The 17,250-nt window shown below is 44.9% G+C and carries 17 protein-coding genes; 7 read left to right on the top strand and 10 right to left on the bottom strand.

The window, feature by feature from the left end; translation table 11 throughout:
- Window positions 1-56: 56 nt before the first annotated feature.
- The 4 genes from R7035_RS01525 (at window position 57) to btuD (ending at window position 4,988) form a co-directional block, all read left to right on the top strand.
- Window positions 57-1,853 (top strand): M3 family oligoendopeptidase, encoded by a 1,797-nt coding sequence (locus tag R7035_RS01525; protein WP_042521938.1) that lies wholly within the window; start codon window positions 57-59, stop codon window positions 1,851-1,853.
- 274 nt (window positions 1,854-2,127) lie between these two features.
- Window positions 2,128-3,156 carry a succinylglutamate desuccinylase gene (locus tag R7035_RS01520; RefSeq protein WP_005377878.1) on the top strand — a complete coding sequence of 343 codons (1,029 nt, stop codon included), beginning with the start codon at window positions 2,128-2,130 and terminating at the stop codon, window positions 3,154-3,156.
- A gap of 82 nt (window positions 3,157-3,238) precedes the next feature.
- Complete coding sequence (gene btuC / locus R7035_RS01515; protein WP_042521936.1) at window positions 3,239-4,234, top strand: vitamin B12 ABC transporter permease BtuC; 996 nt, start codon at window positions 3,239-3,241, stop codon at window positions 4,232-4,234.
- Window positions 4,221-4,988 carry a vitamin B12 ABC transporter ATP-binding protein BtuD gene (btuD, locus tag R7035_RS01510; protein ID WP_017820884.1) on the top strand — a complete coding sequence of 256 codons (768 nt, stop codon included), beginning with the start codon at window positions 4,221-4,223 and terminating at the stop codon, window positions 4,986-4,988. The genes btuC and btuD overlap by 14 nt, the downstream gene beginning before the upstream one ends.
- Window positions 4,989-5,057: 69 nt before the next feature.
- Here btuD and R7035_RS01505 read toward each other — a convergent pair whose 3' ends face one another.
- The 3 genes from R7035_RS01505 to R7035_RS01495 form a co-directional block, all read right to left on the bottom strand.
- Window positions 5,058-5,633, bottom strand: coding sequence for a nucleoside triphosphate pyrophosphohydrolase family protein (locus tag R7035_RS01505; protein WP_005377875.1), 576 nt, complete (start codon window positions 5,631-5,633; stop codon window positions 5,058-5,060).
- A gap of 110 nt (window positions 5,634-5,743) precedes the next feature.
- Window positions 5,744-6,316, bottom strand: coding sequence for a DUF1415 domain-containing protein (locus R7035_RS01500; protein WP_017633946.1), 573 nt, complete (start codon window positions 6,314-6,316; stop codon window positions 5,744-5,746).
- Between the two features lie 89 nt (window positions 6,317-6,405).
- Complete coding sequence (locus R7035_RS01495; protein WP_167415156.1) at window positions 6,406-7,629, bottom strand: MFS transporter; 1,224 nt, start codon at window positions 7,627-7,629, stop codon at window positions 6,406-6,408.
- Window positions 7,630-7,735: 106 nt separating this feature from the next.
- Here R7035_RS01495 and R7035_RS01490 point away from each other — a divergent pair, with 106 nt between their 5' ends.
- A complete protein-coding gene (locus R7035_RS01490; RefSeq protein ID WP_109168432.1) occupies window positions 7,736-8,605 on the top strand; it encodes a LysR family transcriptional regulator in 870 nt (289 codons plus the stop codon).
- Window positions 8,606-8,632: 27 nt separating this feature from the next.
- On the opposite strand, the gene R7035_RS01485 is transcribed toward R7035_RS01490, so the two are convergent.
- A complete protein-coding gene (locus R7035_RS01485) occupies window positions 8,633-8,863 on the bottom strand; it encodes a glutaredoxin family protein (protein ID WP_005377871.1) in 231 nt (76 codons plus the stop codon).
- A 138-nt stretch (window positions 8,864-9,001) separates the two neighbouring features.
- On the opposite strand from R7035_RS01485, the gene R7035_RS01480 reads away from it, so the two are divergent.
- Window positions 9,002-9,517: a M48 family metallopeptidase gene (locus R7035_RS01480; RefSeq protein ID WP_005377870.1), complete on the top strand. Its 516-nt coding sequence runs from the start codon at window positions 9,002-9,004 to the stop codon at window positions 9,515-9,517.
- Entirely contained in the window at window positions 9,504-10,631 is a 1,128-nt protein-coding gene (rlmF, locus tag R7035_RS01475; protein WP_132936601.1) for a 23S rRNA (adenine(1618)-N(6))-methyltransferase RlmF, read from the top strand. Before R7035_RS01480 ends, rlmF begins: the two co-directional genes overlap by 14 nt.
- 71 nt (window positions 10,632-10,702) lie before the next feature.
- Here the strand turns inward: rlmF and R7035_RS01470 are convergent, their stop codons facing one another.
- From R7035_RS01470 to R7035_RS01445, 6 genes are all read right to left on the bottom strand, one after another.
- The gene (locus R7035_RS01470) at window positions 10,703-11,023 is read right to left on the bottom strand and encodes a hypothetical protein (RefSeq protein WP_262652060.1); all 321 of its coding nucleotides are present in this window, start codon (window positions 11,021-11,023) and stop codon (window positions 10,703-10,705) included.
- 70 nt (window positions 11,024-11,093) lie between these two features.
- Window positions 11,094-12,689, bottom strand: a complete 1,596-nt coding sequence (locus R7035_RS01465) for a S41 family peptidase (protein WP_258497324.1) — start codon at window positions 12,687-12,689, stop codon at window positions 11,094-11,096.
- Between the two features lie 365 nt (window positions 12,690-13,054).
- Complete coding sequence (locus R7035_RS01460; RefSeq protein ID WP_005377865.1) at window positions 13,055-13,819, bottom strand: hypothetical protein; 765 nt, start codon at window positions 13,817-13,819, stop codon at window positions 13,055-13,057.
- A gap of 30 nt (window positions 13,820-13,849) precedes the next feature.
- Window positions 13,850-14,524, bottom strand: coding sequence for a GntR family transcriptional regulator (locus R7035_RS01455; RefSeq protein ID WP_005377862.1), 675 nt, complete (start codon window positions 14,522-14,524; stop codon window positions 13,850-13,852).
- Window positions 14,525-14,676: 152 nt separating this feature from the next.
- Complete coding sequence (locus R7035_RS01450; RefSeq protein ID WP_262652066.1) at window positions 14,677-16,209, bottom strand: aldehyde dehydrogenase (NADP(+)); 1,533 nt, start codon at window positions 16,207-16,209, stop codon at window positions 14,677-14,679.
- A gap of 21 nt (window positions 16,210-16,230) precedes the next feature.
- Entirely contained in the window at window positions 16,231-17,232 is a 1,002-nt protein-coding gene (locus R7035_RS01445; RefSeq protein ID WP_047008677.1) for a 4-hydroxyproline epimerase, read from the bottom strand.
- Window positions 17,233-17,250: the final 18 nt, after the last annotated feature.

Genomic DNA, 17,250 nt, shown 5'->3' with positions numbered 1-17,250 from the left:
TCTGCTAGGTGCAGGAAGCGAAAATTGACTCAGTTACATAAAAAGGAAATATAGAAATGACAACGCCGAGTTGGGATTTGTCCATCGTTTATAACGACCTTTCTGACCCACGAATTCAAGACGATATTGCTCTTGTGGAACAATGTATTGATCTTTTGAATAAACAATCAGCAGATTGTGGCAACGTAGAGATCATGCAAAATGCGATTTTAACCAATGAAGCCGCGAGTCGTTTAGCGGGCACAGTTGCAAATTTTGCGAGTTGTTATGCTTCTGTTGATGCAACAAACGCCGAAGCGAAATCGTTACTTGGTAAAATGACCCGCATCTTTTCGGAGCTTTCCCAAGCGTTCAGTCCCTTTGATTTGACACTAACGCATGCCGACGAAGAGTTTATCTTGCGCGTGTTAGACCATGAGAATCCTGATATCAGTGGGCAAGCTTTTTCTATCTTGAATTCTAGAAAGTTGGCGGATACTCGTCTTAGCAACGCAGAAGAACAGTTACTGGCTGCGATGAGTGTGGATGGCAAATCGGCTTGGGGTAACCTATACGATAACCTGACTGGCTCATTGAAAGTGAAGCTTGAGTACACAGATGGTAATAGTGAAGAGCTTGGGTTTTCTCAAGCGGCAAGCATTCTTTATGGTTCTGAATTCGAGCGTCAAGAAGCCGCGTGGCGAGGCGTACAAGATGCAATGCAAACGCACCAAGAATCATTCGCTGCGATTTTGAATGCGTTAGCAGGATGGCGCTTAACTGAAAATAAAAAGCGTTCTACGAAGCGTGAAGTTCACTTCCTAGAGCCGAGTTTGCATGGTAGCCGAATCCAAGCTGAAACTTTAAATGCGATGATGACCGTAGCCAAAGACAGTCGAGCTATTGGTCAGAAAGCGGGTTTATTGATGGCGCAAGTACATGGTCTGGATGAGATGAAACCTTGGAATCATCTGGCGGCTATGCCTGCTTTGAGCGGTGAAGCGAAGGTTTACGACTTTGATGAAGCGATTGAGGTTATTTGTGAAGCATTTGAAACAGTAAACCCTGAGATGTCGGAATTTGTCCGTTTGATGGTACAAAATGGTTGGATTGATGCCGCGCCAAATGCTAACAAGCGTCTTGGCGCATACTGCACCAAACTGCCAGCAACGCGAACACCACTTGTATTTATGACTTGGAGTGGCAGCCGGTCAGACCTTATGACTCTGGCACATGAACTTGGCCATGCGTTCCATAACTGGGTTATTCGTGATTTGCCACTTTGCCAAACTTACTACCCAATGACGTTAGCAGAAACCGCCTCTATCTTTGCAGAAAACATCGTTCGTGATCATTTGATTTCGAAAGCTGAGAGCGTTGATGAAAAGCTCGAGATGTTGTGGGAAGAGTTGTCATCTGCGCTAGCTTTAATGATCAACATTCCGGTTCGCTATGAGTTTGAAAAATCGTTCTATGAACGCCGCCAGGATGGAGAGTTAACCGCAGATGAATTCTGTGAGTTGATGTCAGAAACTTGGAAAGAATGGTATGGCGACGTAATGAGCGAACCGGATCCGTACTTCTGGGCAAGCAAGCTGCACTTTTCTATTGATAGCGTGAGCTTTTATAACTACCCATACCTATTTGGTTTCTTGTTTAGCAAGGGTATCTATGCACAGCGAGAAACCAAAGGCGAAGCGTTTTACACCGATTACATCAATTTGCTGCGCGATACAGGCTGCATGATGGCGGAAGATGTCGTTGAAAAGCATCTGTCGATGGATTTAACCCAGCCAACGTTTTGGCAGCAGAGTGTTGAGCTAGTGCGTGAAAAAGTCGATGAGTTTGAGCGTTTGCTCGCACAGCGCGGCTAAGTTTTTCGCAGTGTTGATGCATAATCTGCTTTATAGCTACAAAAATTTGATCAAATCATAATGATCTTAATCAGGGCTGTGGTAAAGTTCACAGCCCTAACACTTTGTAATTGTTTGAAAATTAAACGCCTCAATGCTTGATTTGAGTGCCTGGCGCGAAAAGGCATCGGATTTTCGAGGGAAATAGTGATTTCTACTCATAAGTGAGATCGCAGCAACAAAAATCCTTTGTACAATTTATTAACATATCCGCCGTGCTATTAAGGAGTAACGCATGACGAAGTCTCTCTTTCGCCAATCGTTTTTAACTGACACGTTAGATGTTCATATTGATGTTGCACCAGCGGAGCAGGTGCTTTCTAACGGTGTAAAACTTAAACTCTATCAGCGTGGTGTATTAGAAGTAATCCCTGCGAATTATACTCAGGATACGAAGAACATCATCATCTCTTGTGGGGTTCACGGAGATGAAACCGCACCGATGGAGCTGGTGGATTCCATTATTCAAGACATAGAATCTGGGTTCCAGACGGTCGATACCCGTTGTCTGTTCATTATTGCTCACCCAGAATCCACTCTGGCGCACACGCGATTCCTTGAAGAAAACCTCAACCGTCTGTTTGACGAAAAAGAACACAAACAGACAAAAGAGCTTGTTATCGCCGATACGCTTAAGCTGCTTGTTCGAGATTTTTATCAGGATACCGACCCGACAACACGCTGGCACCTTGATTTACACTGCGCGATTAGAGGCTCGAAGCACTATACGTTTGCAGTAAGTCCTAAGACTCGTCATCCTGTGCGCAGCAAAGCATTGATCGATTTCTTGGACAGTGCACACATTGAAGCAGTGCTCCTGTCAAACTCACCATCGAGCACGTTTAGCTGGTACAGTGCCGAGAACTTTGGTGCGCAGGCTCTCACAATGGAGCTTGGCCGTGTGGCTCGTATCGGTGAAAATGACCTCGATAAACTGACCGCGTTTGATTTGTCTTTACGTAATTTGATTGCGGAAACGAAGCCAGAACACCTACCAAAACCATGCATTAAGTATCGCGTAAGTCGCACAATCGTTCGTTTGAACGAAGACTTTGACTTTATGTTCGACGACAATGTTGAAAACTTCACCTCATTTGTTCACGGCGAAGTGTTTGGTCATGATGGCGACAAACCATTAATGGCGAAGAATGAAAACGAAGCGATTGTCTTCCCGAATCGCCACGTCGCAATAGGTCAACGCGCAGCTCTGATGGTTTGTGAAGTGAAAACCCGTTTTGAAGAGGGTGAGTTGGTTTACGATTAATCCAACATTGCTTTGAGAAGTTAATTGCAATTTACCGAGGCTTAACTGTAAGGTTAAGCCTCGTTTGTTTGTATCGGCTGCTATGGATTTTCAACAACTTATCCTGAACAAGGAGCGACGCTGGCAACGTAACCTGATGGTTATGTCGATCGTGCTCGCTGTACTCTCTGCCATTCACTTGATGGTCGGAGAAATTTTCCTTTCTCCTTTTCAATCCTTATCTGCATTTGAACAGAAGTTATTGGTGGACTTGCGTTTACCGAGGTTAGTGTCTGCGGCAATTATTGGTGCTGCGTTAGCGGTATCTGGCGCGACGTTACAAGTGTTGCTTGGGAACGTGTTGGCTGAACCCGGCGTACTCGGTATATCTGGTGGTGCAAGCTTAGCAATGGTCTTAATCATGTTCGCGTCACCTGTTCTTCCTACCCCGATTGTTTTTATGTTGGCAGCGATTGCAGGCTCGATGGTATTCACGTTTGTTTTGGTGGCGATAGCAAGGGCAATGCACCTGACGACGGCTCGATTGCTTTTGGTTGGGGTCGCATTGGGTATTTTATCGAGCGCGATTGTGACGTGGGCATTTTACTTTAGTGATGATCTCAGTTTACGCCAACTGATGTATTGGTTAATGGGCAGTATTGGCGGTGCAAGTTGGTATCAACATACCGTTACTTTGGTGATGTTACCGGTGCTTATCTGGTTATGTTGTAAAGGCAAGTCGCTTGATAAATTGATGCTGGGTGAGATTCATGCGACCCAATTGGGTGTCGATGTGCATCAAATGCGTTGGAAATTGATCCTCGCCATTTCTGTTTTGGTGGGTAGTTCAGTCGCTTTGGGTGGCATCATCAGTTTTGTTGGTTTGGTGGTGCCGCACTTGTTGCGTTTGGCTTTTGGTACGGAAAACCGTTATTTATTGCCACTTTCTGCAATATCTGGTGCTGCGTTGCTTGTATTTGCTGACATCGGCGCAAGACTGTTATTGGACTCCGCAGAGTTACCTTTAGGTGTCATGACAACATCGATTGGCGCACCTATTTTCATCTGGATGCTGGTGAAGAGTCATGATGCACGTTAAACATATGTCGGTTGGTAGTCGATTATTGCCTCTTTCTTTTGAATGCAAAGCTGGCGAAATCGTACATATCGTTGGGCCTAATGGTTCCGGTAAGAGTACTTTATTGGCTGCGATTTCTGGTACGTTAAGTCACCGAGACGGTATGAGTGGTGAAGTGTACGTTGGCAACAAAAACTTGCTTACTTTACCGTTGTCAGAGCAAGCTCATGTTCGAGGTTATTTGTGTCAGCAATCGCGCCCAGCGTTTAATGTTGATGTGTTCCAGTATCTCGCTTTATCTCTGCCAAGTGGTGCTGAGATTGCGGATATCAAAGTGCGTGATGCCGTCAATATGGTGGTGGAGCTGGTACAACTGCAAGATAAGCTTCATCGCAGTATTCAAACATTATCCGGTGGTGAGTGGCAGCGTGTCCGATTAGCAGGTGTATGTTTGCAGGTGTGGCGTACCATTAATCCTTTTTCGCAGTTTTTAATTTTGGATGAGCCAGCAGCACCGTTAGATATTGCGCAAGAGGGTCTGCTCTATCAATTGATTAACGCTATGGCGGCGCAGGGAATTGGAGTATTGGTTGCTAATCACGATCTCAATCGCACATTAAAGCACGCAGATAAAGTATTGCTGCTTAACAACGGTGTGCTGCACTCATCCGGAAGTGCCGATACTGTGCTAACGGAAGAAGCGCTCGGGGAAGTGTTCAATACTCAAGTCAAAAAGGTCATCGTAGATGAGCAACCTTATTTAATCTTTGATTAGTATTTAGGGACAATAAAAAAACGACCTACTTGAGGTCGTTTTTTTAATCGAGAAAGCCAAACTCAACGCTTACTGAGTTAGCGGTTTTAGATCTGCTGGGCGGTAGTAAACAGATTTGAGTACTTTGCCTTTACGAATGGTTTTACCTTCCGATACGAAATCTTCGGCGCATTTCGCGATGATGTATTCACCTTTCTGCACCGCCATCAACTTGATGCCTTGTTCTGCGTAGAATGCTTCTGTTTCTGAGTACTCTTGCTCGTTACGGCATACTTTGCTCATGTTGCTTGAATGTACTTCATCCCAGCAAGGAATAAACTCGATACCACGGTTTACCGCAACGTTTAATAGAAGATCAATTAAGTAGCTGATCGCCAGATTGTCTTCTACTTTGCTGTGGCCAAGATGAACGAGACGGCCCATTAATACATACACGCTGTCTACGATGGCATCTGCTTGCTCAGTTTTACAATCTGCTTCTGCTAGCTCTGTTAGCTCTTCGATCGCCAAAGAGGTGTGTAGTGTGTCTGCTTGCGTATCAAGGCTTGCAGCGTCTGCGACTGGTAAGTCGAACGTACTACGGAACTCGGTGATATCACGGTATAAGTGATCAAAAATCTCTTGGGTTAGCTTTGACAGTTGCATTCTAATTTCCATTGAATCGATTGAAGCGGCAATGATACCAAACCGCACTTTGAACCCCAAGGGCATTGCATCTAACTGGTGATAAATCTGCCTTTGGGGAATGGTGGGGCTTAACGAAATAGGTAAGGGAACAGCTTTTTACGTTCTTCCTCTGAAAGGGCGGAAACACGAGCGATGTTCGTATCGGGAATGGATTCAGGATCAGGATAGTGTTTTAGTACCTTTTCCATACTCTCTTCGCGAATCAAATGGAAGATCGGGTAAGGAGAACGATTGGTCAGGTTTTCGTCGTCTTCAGGCCTAGCGCCGCCAAAACAGTAATCAGGATGGAAAGTCGCTACTTGGAAAATGCCTTCCCAGTTCTGCTGCTTAATTAACCCTTCAACCCAATCGATACAAAAATTGTAGTCCCAGAAATCTTGTAGCATGTTGGGAACCACAACCAACGTGGTCTCAAGTTGTTCGGGCTCTGTGTTACTCAGCTCAATCAGTTGCAATAAAATATCTTCAAGAAGCGTTTCTTCTTGAGTCGCTTCACTAACAAAGATTTTGATTTGTTTATTACGTTGCGGCTTGGCAGCAAACGGACAAAGGTTGAGTCCGATTACCACATCGTTGAGCCATTGATCGACCTGTTGAGTGATCGCTTCGATATCTGTGTTTTGTGTTGAACGCGTTGACATACGACTTTCTGGTTTTTATTAAAGTAGCCCAAGCATAGCAGAGTTGGTTATCCAAGTAACCAGAGAGGTATTACGCAAATGAGCGTACCTTAGCTACTCTTTAAACTCGCAGCGTCAGGTGTTTGGTCAGTATGCTTTCTTTCGGCAATGTGTTTCAAATACGCAATCGCAGCAAACATCGCTAGGTAGACTGCGCTTCCCCCCATAAGAACACTCGACCAACCTCCATGCTGCCAACAATAAAGAAGTAAGAATCCTCCCAAGCTACCGCCTACGTAGTAGTGTACTAAGTAGAGCGCTGTTGCGGTGGCTTTGGCGCGAGTGGCATTCTGACCGACCCATCCGTAGGCGAGGGTATGAGTAAAGAAGGCACCAAAACTTATCAGCAACAACCCAACTAGCATTGCAGTCAGGCTTTCAACCGCAGCAATCCACATTCCCGTCATGCTTACTATCGCGCCTAAGAACATACCTAGGATTGAGGAATAACGTTTACTCCAGTGGCCTGCGCAACGAGAGGAGAAAGTTCCTCCCAAGTAACAAATAAAGATCAGTGAGGCCAACCCGACGGGCACATTGTGAGGTTCACTCACCAGACGGAACCCCATTACGGAGTAAAGGTTGACGAACAAAGCAAAGTTGAGTCCTCCTATCAGCATCGCGAACCACACGCGTTGGTTTTTAAAATGACCAATAAGCGCACGATTTTGATGGCGCAAGCTGCTTGATGACGGGGTGAAGTTGCGCTGTGTTGGCAATAAATAGTGAACGCCAATGACACCAAGAAGAGTGAACACCATCATAACCTCAATGGCGACATCAACACTGAAATTGTCCGCCAATAAGCCGCCGCTAATACGCCCTGCAATACCGCCTAATGAGTTAGCCGCAATGTACGTTCCAATTGCCATCGAGAAGGCGTGCGTGTCGAGCTCTTCTGCCATGTAAGCCACGGCGACCGCAGCAAAAGCTGCGAGCGCGACACCGATCAGTGCTCGACATACCACCAAAAACAGGAATGAGTCACCAAACAGCATCAAAGCGGAAAGGGTAGGAATCGAAAACAGACCAGCCATCATGACTGGCTTTCGTCCCACTGATTCTGACAACACAGCCATTGGAACGAGGCTAAAAGAGAGAGCGAGTGTTGAGGCCGCAAATAACCAGTTCACTTGCGTTTCTGAGATCGTGAAAATTTGGGCAAAAGTGGGCAGCATTGGCTGTAGTAGGTATAAATTTGAAAAAACCAAGAAGGAACCAAGCGCTAGCGAGAGCGTAATGCGTTTGTATTCCGGTGTGCCAAAACTGACCATGAATCCTGCCTAATGTGAGCAAATGGAGAGACTGTGATCAATCTATCAGTTCGTTGTAAATTAAAAAAATATATTAAAAATATGGACACCATATATTTTTGATCTAATGGAATCGAAACAACTTAAACATTTTCTGGCGGTCGCTGAACATGGAAACATTACCCATGCAGCGAAAGCCCTGCATATTGCCCAGCCCGCATTAAGCATTTCTATCAAAAAGTTTGAGCAGTCTTTGGGCGTTACCCTATTTCGCCGTGATGATAAAAAAATCAGCTTAACGAAAGAGGGCGAAACGTTACTTGTGCATGCTAAGCGGGTGATTCAACAGTTGCACGACGCGCAGCTCGCGATTGATGAGTTGAAAGGTTTAGCGAAAGGCGAAGTAAGACTAGGGACGCCATCAATGATGGGCAGTTATTTCTTTCCACGAATTGTGATGGCGTTTAAAAGCCAGTTCCCGGAGTTAAAATTGACCTTGGTCGAAGCTGGGACTCAATCGATTCGTCGTATGCTGCTCAATGGTCAACTCGATATTGGTGTGATCAGTTGTGATAATGTGCCTGATGATCTAGAAACTGACCATTTGTTTACTAGCCAAATGGTCGCAGTTGTTTCACCTGAGCATGAGTTAGCCCAGCGACACGCTCTTACTTTTGATGAGTTCTTTGAACACGATTTGGTTATGTTTCAGCATGGCTATTTTCACCGCGAATTTTTGGATCAGGTGAGTGAGGAGCATGGGTTTACCATGAAGTCATCATTCGAGACCAACTTACTGCCTTTGATTTTGAGTATTGTAAAACAAGAGTTTGCGATTACCGCGTTACTGGAATTGGTGACTCAACATGAGTCGGGCGTTGTTGGCTTACCGTTTGAACCACCAGTGACGCTGGATCTGGCACTTGCTTGGCGCAAGCAGGGGTACTTATCAATAGCAGATCGAACGTTTATCGACTTTATCAAGCGCTACGTTTAAACGCAGCGCAGATTCATCGTCCGAGCACTAGTCGCCTTTGTACATCTTCTCGAAGTTCTTTGGGTTCCAGCCAATCATTACCCGATCACCAATTTTTAAAACTGGCACTGAACGAGCACCAAGCGCATCAAGTTCTTTGCGACCGCGTTGCATCTTAGCATTGCACAAACGATAGTTAATATTTTTCGAATCCAGATAACGTTGAGCATCTTTGCAGTGAGGGCATTTGTCTTTGACATAAAGAACGACACGTTTCATTGAATTTCTCTCCATTATCATTGGGAGGCGAAGTTTAACGGCCTTTCGTCATAAATGAAAGGCGAAAGCTAAGGTGAAACTGTCCTTTATCTCAGGTATATTGAGCGCCTTTATTTTGTCATAACAGACGTTAACTCTATGCATCCGTCACTTCGATACATTCAAGGCTACCCACAAAACATCGTAGAGCAGGTGAGCTCATTGATAGCGAGTGGCAAGTTTGTTCCTTGGTTCGAAAAGCGTTATCCCGACAGGCACCAAATCAAAAGCGAAAGGGCGCTCTATGAGTACGCCATGGCAATCAAAAACCGCTACATGAAGAAAGCCGCGCCAATCAGTAAAGTCGTCTACGATAAGAAAATTCACGCGGTAAACAACGCGCTTGGTTTGCACAGTGTAATCAGTAGAAACCATGGCGGTAAGCTGAAGTCGAAAAACGAGATTCGCATTGCCAATGTATTTAAGGATGCGCCCGAGCCACTATTAAGAATGCTGGTGGTACATGAGTTGGCGCATACTCGTGAGAAAAACCACGACAAGGCGTTCTATCAGCTATGTTGCTATATGGAGCCTGAGTATCACCAACTCGAATTTGATGCTCGTTTGTTTATGATTTACCTCGATTTAAAAGCGAATTTGAATGAAGAACAATAATCACAACGCGAAGCAAGCAAAGCCAAAGACTTCAAAGGCGGCTCAGAATAAAGACGCGAATAAAGCCAAGCCGAAGCGTGTTAAAGACAAAGTTGCGCGCAAATCTCCGCAGCCTGCAGGAAAGAGCGAAGTCGAGTTCATAAAAATAGCGAAGAATGGTTTGCATGAGCGTAATGTTCATCGAGGTCGTTACGATTTTAAAAAACTCGTGGAAAGTGAACCACAGTTAAAGCCATTCGTTATCAAAAATCCGAAAGGGGAAGACTCCATAAACTTCTCTGATCCTAACGCTGTTAAAATGCTCAATAAAGCATTGCTTGCTGCGTATTATGGTGTCGAGTTCTGGGACATTCCCGACACCTACCTTTGCCCACCGATTCCGGGCCGCGCTGATTACATTCACCGAGTGGCAGAACTACTTGATAGTGAAGTAAAAGGTCAGTACGCGCACCAAAAAGTGAAAGCGTTGGACATTGGCGTGGGAGCAAACTGTATTTATCCGATTGTTGGTGTAACAAAATACGGTTGGCACTATACGGGCAGCGATGTCGATCCAAAATCCATCCAATCGGCTCAAACGATCGTAGAGCACAATCGTGTTTTGAAGGGAAAAATTGCACTGGTACAGCAATACAATGATGCCAATATTTATCGAGGTATCATTCAACCGAATGATCGTTATGATGTGACGACATGTAATCCGCCATTCCACCGTTCGGCGGAAGATGCCGCTATGGGCAGCCAGCGTAAAATCGATAATCTAAAAGCAAACCAGCGCAAGAAAGGGCTAAAACCTCAAACCGCACCAGTAAAGACAAGTAAGCCTGCGTTGAATTTTGGCGGTCAAAACGCTGAATTGTGGTGTGAAGGCGGAGAAGCGGCGTTTATCCGAAAAATGGCGAATGAAAGCCAAGCTTTTGCCGCACAGGTCTTGTGGTTTACAACACTTATATCCAAAAAAGACAACGTTCGCCCGATGCGCAAGCAGCTTGAAAAATTGGGTGTGAAAGCCGTTTGTGTGGTTGAAATGAGTCAAGGGCAGAAAGTGAGCCGCTTTGTAGCTTGGTCATACATGGATAAGCAACAGCGCAAAGCATGGATTGAACTAAAGTAACGTTGACCGTTTCACACTGAACAATAAAGTAGGAAGCCCGCTGATATCAGCGGGCTTCTATTTTGGGAGATCTAAAACTTAATGATGGGCTCACAATCTAGTGAACTGAGAGAGACAAAAGTATCTGTTTTGGCATAGTACAAGCCACAGGTTTCACCTCTTATCTGCAACGTATATTGGTCTGGAAGATCCGCATAGCTGCCATCCAACAGTTGATTGTTGTTCCCTTTTACTCGTCCTTTTTCAATCAACAAATGCGGTGAGGATTCAAATACGTTATTTGCGACTCTAGGTGCTGGTGTCCCTTGGATTTCTGCGATCGCGTTTTGAATCTCTATGACTGTTTCCGGAGAGTTCTTTTTACTCAATGCTTCAACGGGTTCTTGTGACATAGCTTGGCATCCTATCAAAGAAATCGAAGTGCCTAAGAAAAGCGCAACCCGAATCAGCATTCGTAAAAAGTTAGTTGATCTCAACATGAATTGCCTCTGTTCGTAGCGGAGAGCGAAGATCGCTTAACTCCGGAGATGAAATGTTACGCGGCATGGCGTTGAAACTTGAAGAGGAGACTGGCGGACAGGTTCCAGTTTCCATGTAGTTTAGTGCCGCAGAAAGCATACCTTCAGACGGATCGCCTAATGGTTTTGTTAGGTCGTCATTGACCCAGCAACCTTCCACTCTGTTGTTTAAGCCTAACTCGGTATTGATTTGGCTCTTTGGAGTAGGAATAAAACCATCAGCGAAGTCGCCAAATTTTTTCTCGTTCGCCGACTTGAACTGAATAGTGTAGTACATAGTGCCGCAGTTTTGTTCTGGTGAGAACCCATACGGTTTACCTGTGGTTGTTGAGCCTATTTGGATAACCTCCACATCAATGCCGCGCAAAGCGTTGATCAACAGTTCACTTGAGGAAGCCGTGCCTCCTGAAGTCAGTACATATACGCGCTTTTTGTTCAGTGTCGGAAGCACTTGGTCCGAATATTTCTGTGCTGCCCAGTCTATTGCTAGATTCGTAAAGCGATAGATGTTATCCCCATCTTTAATGGTACGCATCACTTTGTCATTATGAATCAACTCACTGAAGACTCGGTTCTGACCAGCACCGCTTAGCATGTAGCCTACTTGCGAGGACTGAAGGACTAAGCCACCGCCGTTGTAACGTAAATCAACGACGATCTCGTCAACATTCTCTGCTGAGAGCGTACTGAACGCCTCAATAAGCGGGGCTTGAGCGCTTGGTTCAAAGGAGTTGTATTGCAGATAGCCGATCCGCATACCATTTTGTGTAATCACTTTGGCATTTTTAACTGGAGAGGTCATGACATCAGAGGCGGTAAGCGTCACGGTTTTCTCTAGACCGCCAACACTCTCAAATGTGAAGGTGTAATCTTGATTGATGTCAGGGTTAAAGAGCGTTTTATTAATAAAATCAATGTCGGACTGACTACCGGTGTTAACCACATCAATATTATTGATTTTCAGAAGCTTATCACCACGAGCAATGCCGCTTCTATCAGCTGGCGAGGCTTCTTCAGTGTAGGAAATACGAACGTCTCGAGGTTGTACGCCACGTAGGAATGCCCAGTTAAAACCAAATCCAGCAACTAAACCGGATTGCGATGATTTCATATCATCCTCATAAGGGACGGTAAAATGGAAGCGATCTTTTGGTTTACCCGTCGCGGTAGTAGCAGAGGTGACCAGCGTATTGAAGTAATCAGTAACAGTTTTGTAGTTTGCTGGATTATTATCAGGAACCTCGTCATACCATAGATACGTTTCGTTAGTAAAAGCTCTTAAAAAGAGTTTTTCGTGTAATGCAGAGCCCAATTTATCTGGATAGGCGGCATAGTTGTCATATGGGTCCAGTCCGACGCGGGGCGTTTCACATTGGTTGATAAACGTTTTCGACGGTTGGCTAAAATCATGAACTTTCCACGTTGGACCGTTTGCACTGCTAGTGGACTGAGTAGGTGATGAGCTATCACCGCCACCACCGCCACAGCCTTGTAATAATGCGAGAGTGACTGCCGTTGCTAAAGAATACTTAAATTTCACTTTTCTATGTCCTTATAAATAATAGAATTATAATTATGTGTTTTGCTTTTGTTTTTATTAGCTAGGTGAATGTATTAATTTAATTTGTTCGTCTGCAAATTTATAGTTAAATAGTGTGAGGTAAATAACGTAAAAAAGTTGTCTTTTATACTTAAGCTAAATTAGTCATTACTTAAGTTTTCTGTCTATTTCAAAAGAGCTAACAAGACAATTAATAAGTGTGAAATTAAGACAAGTTCTTAGTTGACTAAGCGACGCTTGCTAAATAAAAAATCAGAATTAGATTCAGGAAACGCTTTGAATCAATAGTTTGGTAGGGATATATGATGTTATCTCGGGGGTGTTTGATTTATTTATCTGATGCTTTAACTTAATTTAGTGAGTTGAGCGACGTGCTTTAATAAGCTTCCGTCAATGTTAGGTAAATCATCAGCGAAAAATATCTGAGCACCGGGAGTGCAGCGCATTAATATATTTGTTAGTTCACCTTCATTGTTGGAAGTGTTAACTGCGTTAAGTTTCGCTAATTTATTACAAAGCTCGTCCTCTATTTGCACTTTCTGCTCTTCGGTGAGCCTAATGCGACCTATACATACGCCTGGGTTGATATCATGAGAAAGCGAATCTTGTTGAAATCGCTCTTTGAATAAGGTGTCTAATGCCGTACCTTCTTCCATAATAAATCGACGACCAGAACGGTAAAACAAGCCGTCTCCGAAGTTTTCGACATATCCTAGAATTTCCGCGATACGCAAATAGAATCGTAAGCTTGTATCAGAAAGTCCGTAAGTTTGGGCTATCTCTTGCGGTTTAATATCACGAGAAGTCAGCATATAAATAAAATCAAGTAAATAAGGATGCTCAACGAAAAGGGCGCTCTCTTCATCTGTTAGCATTTGCTCGTTTTGGTGCTGAAGCTCGTTGGCTAAGGTTGCGAGTTCGATGAGATCGGTATTCAGGTAGTTCAGATAAATAAGTACTTTATCCAAACCTAAAGCTGGATTATGTAGGTGGCGTTTAATACTAGATAAAGGGATGCCACTTTTCTCTGACAAGGAATTGTAGCAAAGCCCTTCTTCTTTAATCTTTTGTCGTAGCGCTGCAAGTAAAAACTTTGGTCCAACATTCATCCTTGAATATCACCTTATTCGTTATTCCGTTTACTGGCTGATATTTTGCCTTTCAAGCAGCAGGTTTCGAATCGCTGTGCCTGCTTCTAGAATGTGCTTTTTCAGTAGGTACTTGGCGCCTTCGATATCGCGATTTTGGCACATTTCAAACAAGCTTAAGTGCTCTTCTTCTGCCTTTTTAATGCCTGTAGTAAACAATAGCTGCATGCGTATGTATCGGTCACACTTTGTGTTCAGGTTGTAAATGACGTCCATAGTTTCAGGCATGTTGGCTGGCGCATATAGGGCTTTGTGGAACTCGTAGTTGTAGTTGCTCCATTCTTCTACTTCGTCGCCACTGTTCACTACTGACTCGAAACGTTCGCGAACTTCGCGCGCGCGTTCAAGGTCAGCGTCTGTCATATTTTGAATCGCGCGCTCTAAAATGTGGCATTCCACGACAGCGCGCAGTTCAAATAGCTCATTGATTTTCTCTGGAGATAGCTCAGTGACCGTCGCACCTTTGTGAGGTTCAAAGCTAACGAGTCCTTGTGCTTCCAATTGAACTAACGCTTCACGCACAGGAATTCGGCTAACATTAAACTCTTTTGCTAACGCATCTTGACGTAAAGGTTGACCAGTTTTTAACTCGCCCTTCAAGATCTGAGTTCGAATTGCTTCCTCAACGAGCTGAGTGCGCGTTTTAAAAACAGGTTTCTGTGACATTGAAGTCTCCCGTGAAATTAATATTGTATCCAATCCATTTTACTTTAGTAGTTTATTGTTTTTCTGGCACAAACCAACTAGGAAAGAAGGTTTTGAGAAGTAGAGTGAAATAAAAGGCATCAGTTGATGCCTTTTTGAGCCATTTGGTGGGCTTATTGGGACACCCTGCCATCTATGGCGCGTTGGATACCCAGTGGGTTCGACGCTTTTAATGAATCCGGCAATAAAGATTCTGGCAAAGCTTGATAAGAGACCGGACGCAACCAACGATGAATAGCCTCCGCACCGACAGATGTTGAGGCAGAATTGGTTGAAGCCGGATATGGTCCACCATGAACCATAGCGTAACCAACCTCGACGCCAGTTGGCCAACCGTTGAATACAAGGCGTCCGGCGATTTCTTCCAAACTTGGAAGCAGTTGCTTGGCTTGTTCTTCGTCTTCAGCGGTAGCGTGAAGGGTTGCGGTGAGCGATCCAGTCAGTGAATCACTCAGTTTCAACATGTCATCGAAATCTTCACAGATTACGATTAACGATTGAGGACCAAATATTTCTTCCTCCCATTGCGGGTTTTCACGCCAGTTTTTACTGTCCGTCACGAACAGTGCTGGTGAGACATTGGTCGCTTCTGCTTGTTCAGAACGAGTGACGTTAATGCCTGTTTCGGAAGCTCGCTTATCCACTTCGGATTCATACGTTTCTCGGATTCCTTGCGTTAGCAAAGTGGCCGTTGATTGTTGTCGAATTAACCCTTGAGCGATTTCGATAAAGGCTTGCGTTTCTGGGCTATTCAAGACAAATACAACGCCTGGTTTTGTACAAAATTGTCCACAGCCCAAAGTCATAGAAGCCACAAATTCTTCAGCCAATGATGCGTTTGCCCGTATGGCTGAAGGGAGAATAAATGTTGGATTAATCGCCCCTAGTTCGCCATAGAAGGGGATTGGCTCTGGTCTTTGCTGGGCTAGATTGAACAGCGCACGGCCACCACCGACTGAACCTGTAAACCCAACCCCTTTAATTTTTGGATGGGTAACGAGTGCTTGGCCAAGTGCACGTTTGTTACCTTGCAATAGCGTGAAGATGGCTTGCGGTAAGCACTCTTTCTCAAGTGCAGCCTTAATACACTCAGCAACAAGTTGACTGGTGCCAGGGTGGGCGGTATGGCCTTTTACAATCACAGGGCAGCCAGCAGCCAGTGCCGAAGCCGTATCGCCACCTGCAGTAGAAAATGCGAGCGGAAAATTAGACGCACCAAACACGGCGACAGGGCCAATTGCGATTTGTTGACGGCGAATATCTGGTTTTGGCAGTGGTTGACGGTTTGGGTTTGGCGTATCGAAAATTGCTTGATGGTGATTACCCGATCTCACAACCTCGGCAAATAGTCTTAATTGGTTCGCGGTACGTCCTATTTCGCCGCTTAAACGTGCTTCGGGAAGGGCAGTTTCTAAATGAGCACGAGCAACGATTTCTTCACTCTTCACTTCCAATTCAGAGGCGATAGAGCAAAGTAAGCTCGATCGCTTTGCATTACTTAGTTGGCGAAACTCACGCGCAACGTTTTGGGCGGCTGAGGCGGCTTGATTAACTTCTTGCTCTCCATGTACCGGAAACGCAATAGGTAGAGGCTCACCAGTAAAGGCGTTGACTGCGTAAAAAGTGGTTGGTTCTTGTGGGTTCATCATTCTTCCTTACTATCCTTATTACTTCACTTCAAATCCGTACGCATATGGATCTTCATCGTCTACCCATATTGTGTTGTGACCGTATACTTGTGCCCATCCTTCAATACTTGGCAAAATAGCGGCTTTGCCATTCACTTCGGTAATGCCTTCTATACGCCCTTGAAATAGGCTGCCGATGATACTTTCGTGAACAAAGTCTTCTCCTTGATTGAGTTTGCCTCTTGCATGCCATTGCGCCATGCGTGCACTAGTACCCGTACCACATGGCGAGCGATCCAACGCTTTGTCGCCGTAAAACACAGCATTTCGAGCGGTGGCGTTTTCTTGAGTGGGCTCTCCGGTCCATAGCACGTGAGAAACACCGCACACTGTCGGATCTTCTGGATGTACGCACTCAACCGCTCGAGATACCGCTTCGCGAACTTTTGGAGAAAGCATCAAAATTTCATCTGGAGAGTAGTGTTCAAGTCCGGCGTAGTTTTCTTGAGGGTCGACGATTACGTAATAGTTTCCGCCATAAGCAACATCGACAGTGAGCTCACCTAAGCCCTCTATGTCCACGGTTACGTCTTGGTGGGCAAGGTAAGCTGGTACGTTAAATATCTTTACCGACGTGACCTTGTCACCTTTTGTTTGGTAGTGCACTTCGATTTGTCCTGCTGGGACATCAAGTATCAAACGACCTTCTTTTTGGGGAGTGATAAGGCGATTTTCGATAGCGGTGGTGACGGTTCCAATGGTGCCGTGGCCACACATTGGTAAGCAGCCACTGGTTTCAATAAACAGAATTGAAGCGTCTGCGTTATCGCTGCAAGGAGGCAAGACAACGGACCCCGACATCATCGAGTGTCCGCGAGGCTCAAACATGAGTGCCTGACGAATCCAATCATAATGCTCAAGAAAGTATTGGCGCTTTTCGCTCATGGTATTGCCTTCGAGTGGAGGCACACCGCCTGCTACCAGCCTAACTGGGTTGCCGCAGGTGTGGGCATCAATACAGAAAAAAGTTCCTTGTCTCATTTTTCGCTCCTTGCTGAA

This window comes from Vibrio sp. 1731 (assembly GCF_033339955.1).
Lineage (GTDB): Bacteria > Pseudomonadota > Gammaproteobacteria > Enterobacterales > Vibrionaceae > Vibrio > Vibrio alginolyticus.
The sequence above is the reverse complement of the archived record's forward strand: the minus strand, read 5'-3'. Positions and strand labels throughout refer to the sequence as shown.

What these genes read in the sequence shown, in the direction of transcription:
- R7035_RS01525 (WP_042521938.1), top strand. Translation starts at nt 57, where the DNA reads ATGACAACGCCGAGTTGGGATTTGTCCATCGTTTATAACGACCTTTCT.
- R7035_RS01520 (WP_005377878.1), top strand. Translation starts at nt 2,128, where the DNA reads ATGACGAAGTCTCTCTTTCGCCAATCGTTTTTAACTGACACGTTAGAT.
- btuC (WP_042521936.1), top strand. Translation starts at nt 3,239, where the DNA reads ATGGATTTTCAACAACTTATCCTGAACAAGGAGCGACGCTGGCAACGT.
- btuD (WP_017820884.1), top strand. Translation starts at nt 4,221, where the DNA reads ATGATGCACGTTAAACATATGTCGGTTGGTAGTCGATTATTGCCTCTT.
- R7035_RS01505 (WP_005377875.1), bottom strand. Translation starts at nt 5,633, where the DNA reads ATGCAACTGTCAAAGCTAACCCAAGAGATTTTTGATCACTTATACCGT.
- R7035_RS01500 (WP_017633946.1), bottom strand. Translation starts at nt 6,316, where the DNA reads ATGTCAACGCGTTCAACACAAAACACAGATATCGAAGCGATCACTCAA.
- R7035_RS01495 (WP_167415156.1), bottom strand. Translation starts at nt 7,629, where the DNA reads ATGGTCAGTTTTGGCACACCGGAATACAAACGCATTACGCTCTCGCTA.
- R7035_RS01490 (WP_109168432.1), top strand. Translation starts at nt 7,736, where the DNA reads ATGGAATCGAAACAACTTAAACATTTTCTGGCGGTCGCTGAACATGGA.
- R7035_RS01485 (WP_005377871.1), bottom strand. Translation starts at nt 8,863, where the DNA reads ATGAAACGTGTCGTTCTTTATGTCAAAGACAAATGCCCTCACTGCAAA.
- R7035_RS01480 (WP_005377870.1), top strand. Translation starts at nt 9,002, where the DNA reads ATGCATCCGTCACTTCGATACATTCAAGGCTACCCACAAAACATCGTA.
- rlmF (WP_132936601.1), top strand. Translation starts at nt 9,504, where the DNA reads ATGAAGAACAATAATCACAACGCGAAGCAAGCAAAGCCAAAGACTTCA.
- R7035_RS01470 (WP_262652060.1), bottom strand. Translation starts at nt 11,023, where the DNA reads ATGTCACAAGAACCCGTTGAAGCATTGAGTAAAAAGAACTCTCCGGAA.
- R7035_RS01460 (WP_005377865.1), bottom strand. Translation starts at nt 13,819, where the DNA reads ATGAATGTTGGACCAAAGTTTTTACTTGCAGCGCTACGACAAAAGATT.
- R7035_RS01455 (WP_005377862.1), bottom strand. Translation starts at nt 14,524, where the DNA reads ATGTCACAGAAACCTGTTTTTAAAACGCGCACTCAGCTCGTTGAGGAA.
- R7035_RS01450 (WP_262652066.1), bottom strand. Translation starts at nt 16,209, where the DNA reads ATGAACCCACAAGAACCAACCACTTTTTACGCAGTCAACGCCTTTACT.
- R7035_RS01445 (WP_047008677.1), bottom strand. Translation starts at nt 17,232, where the DNA reads ATGAGACAAGGAACTTTTTTCTGTATTGATGCCCACACCTGCGGCAAC.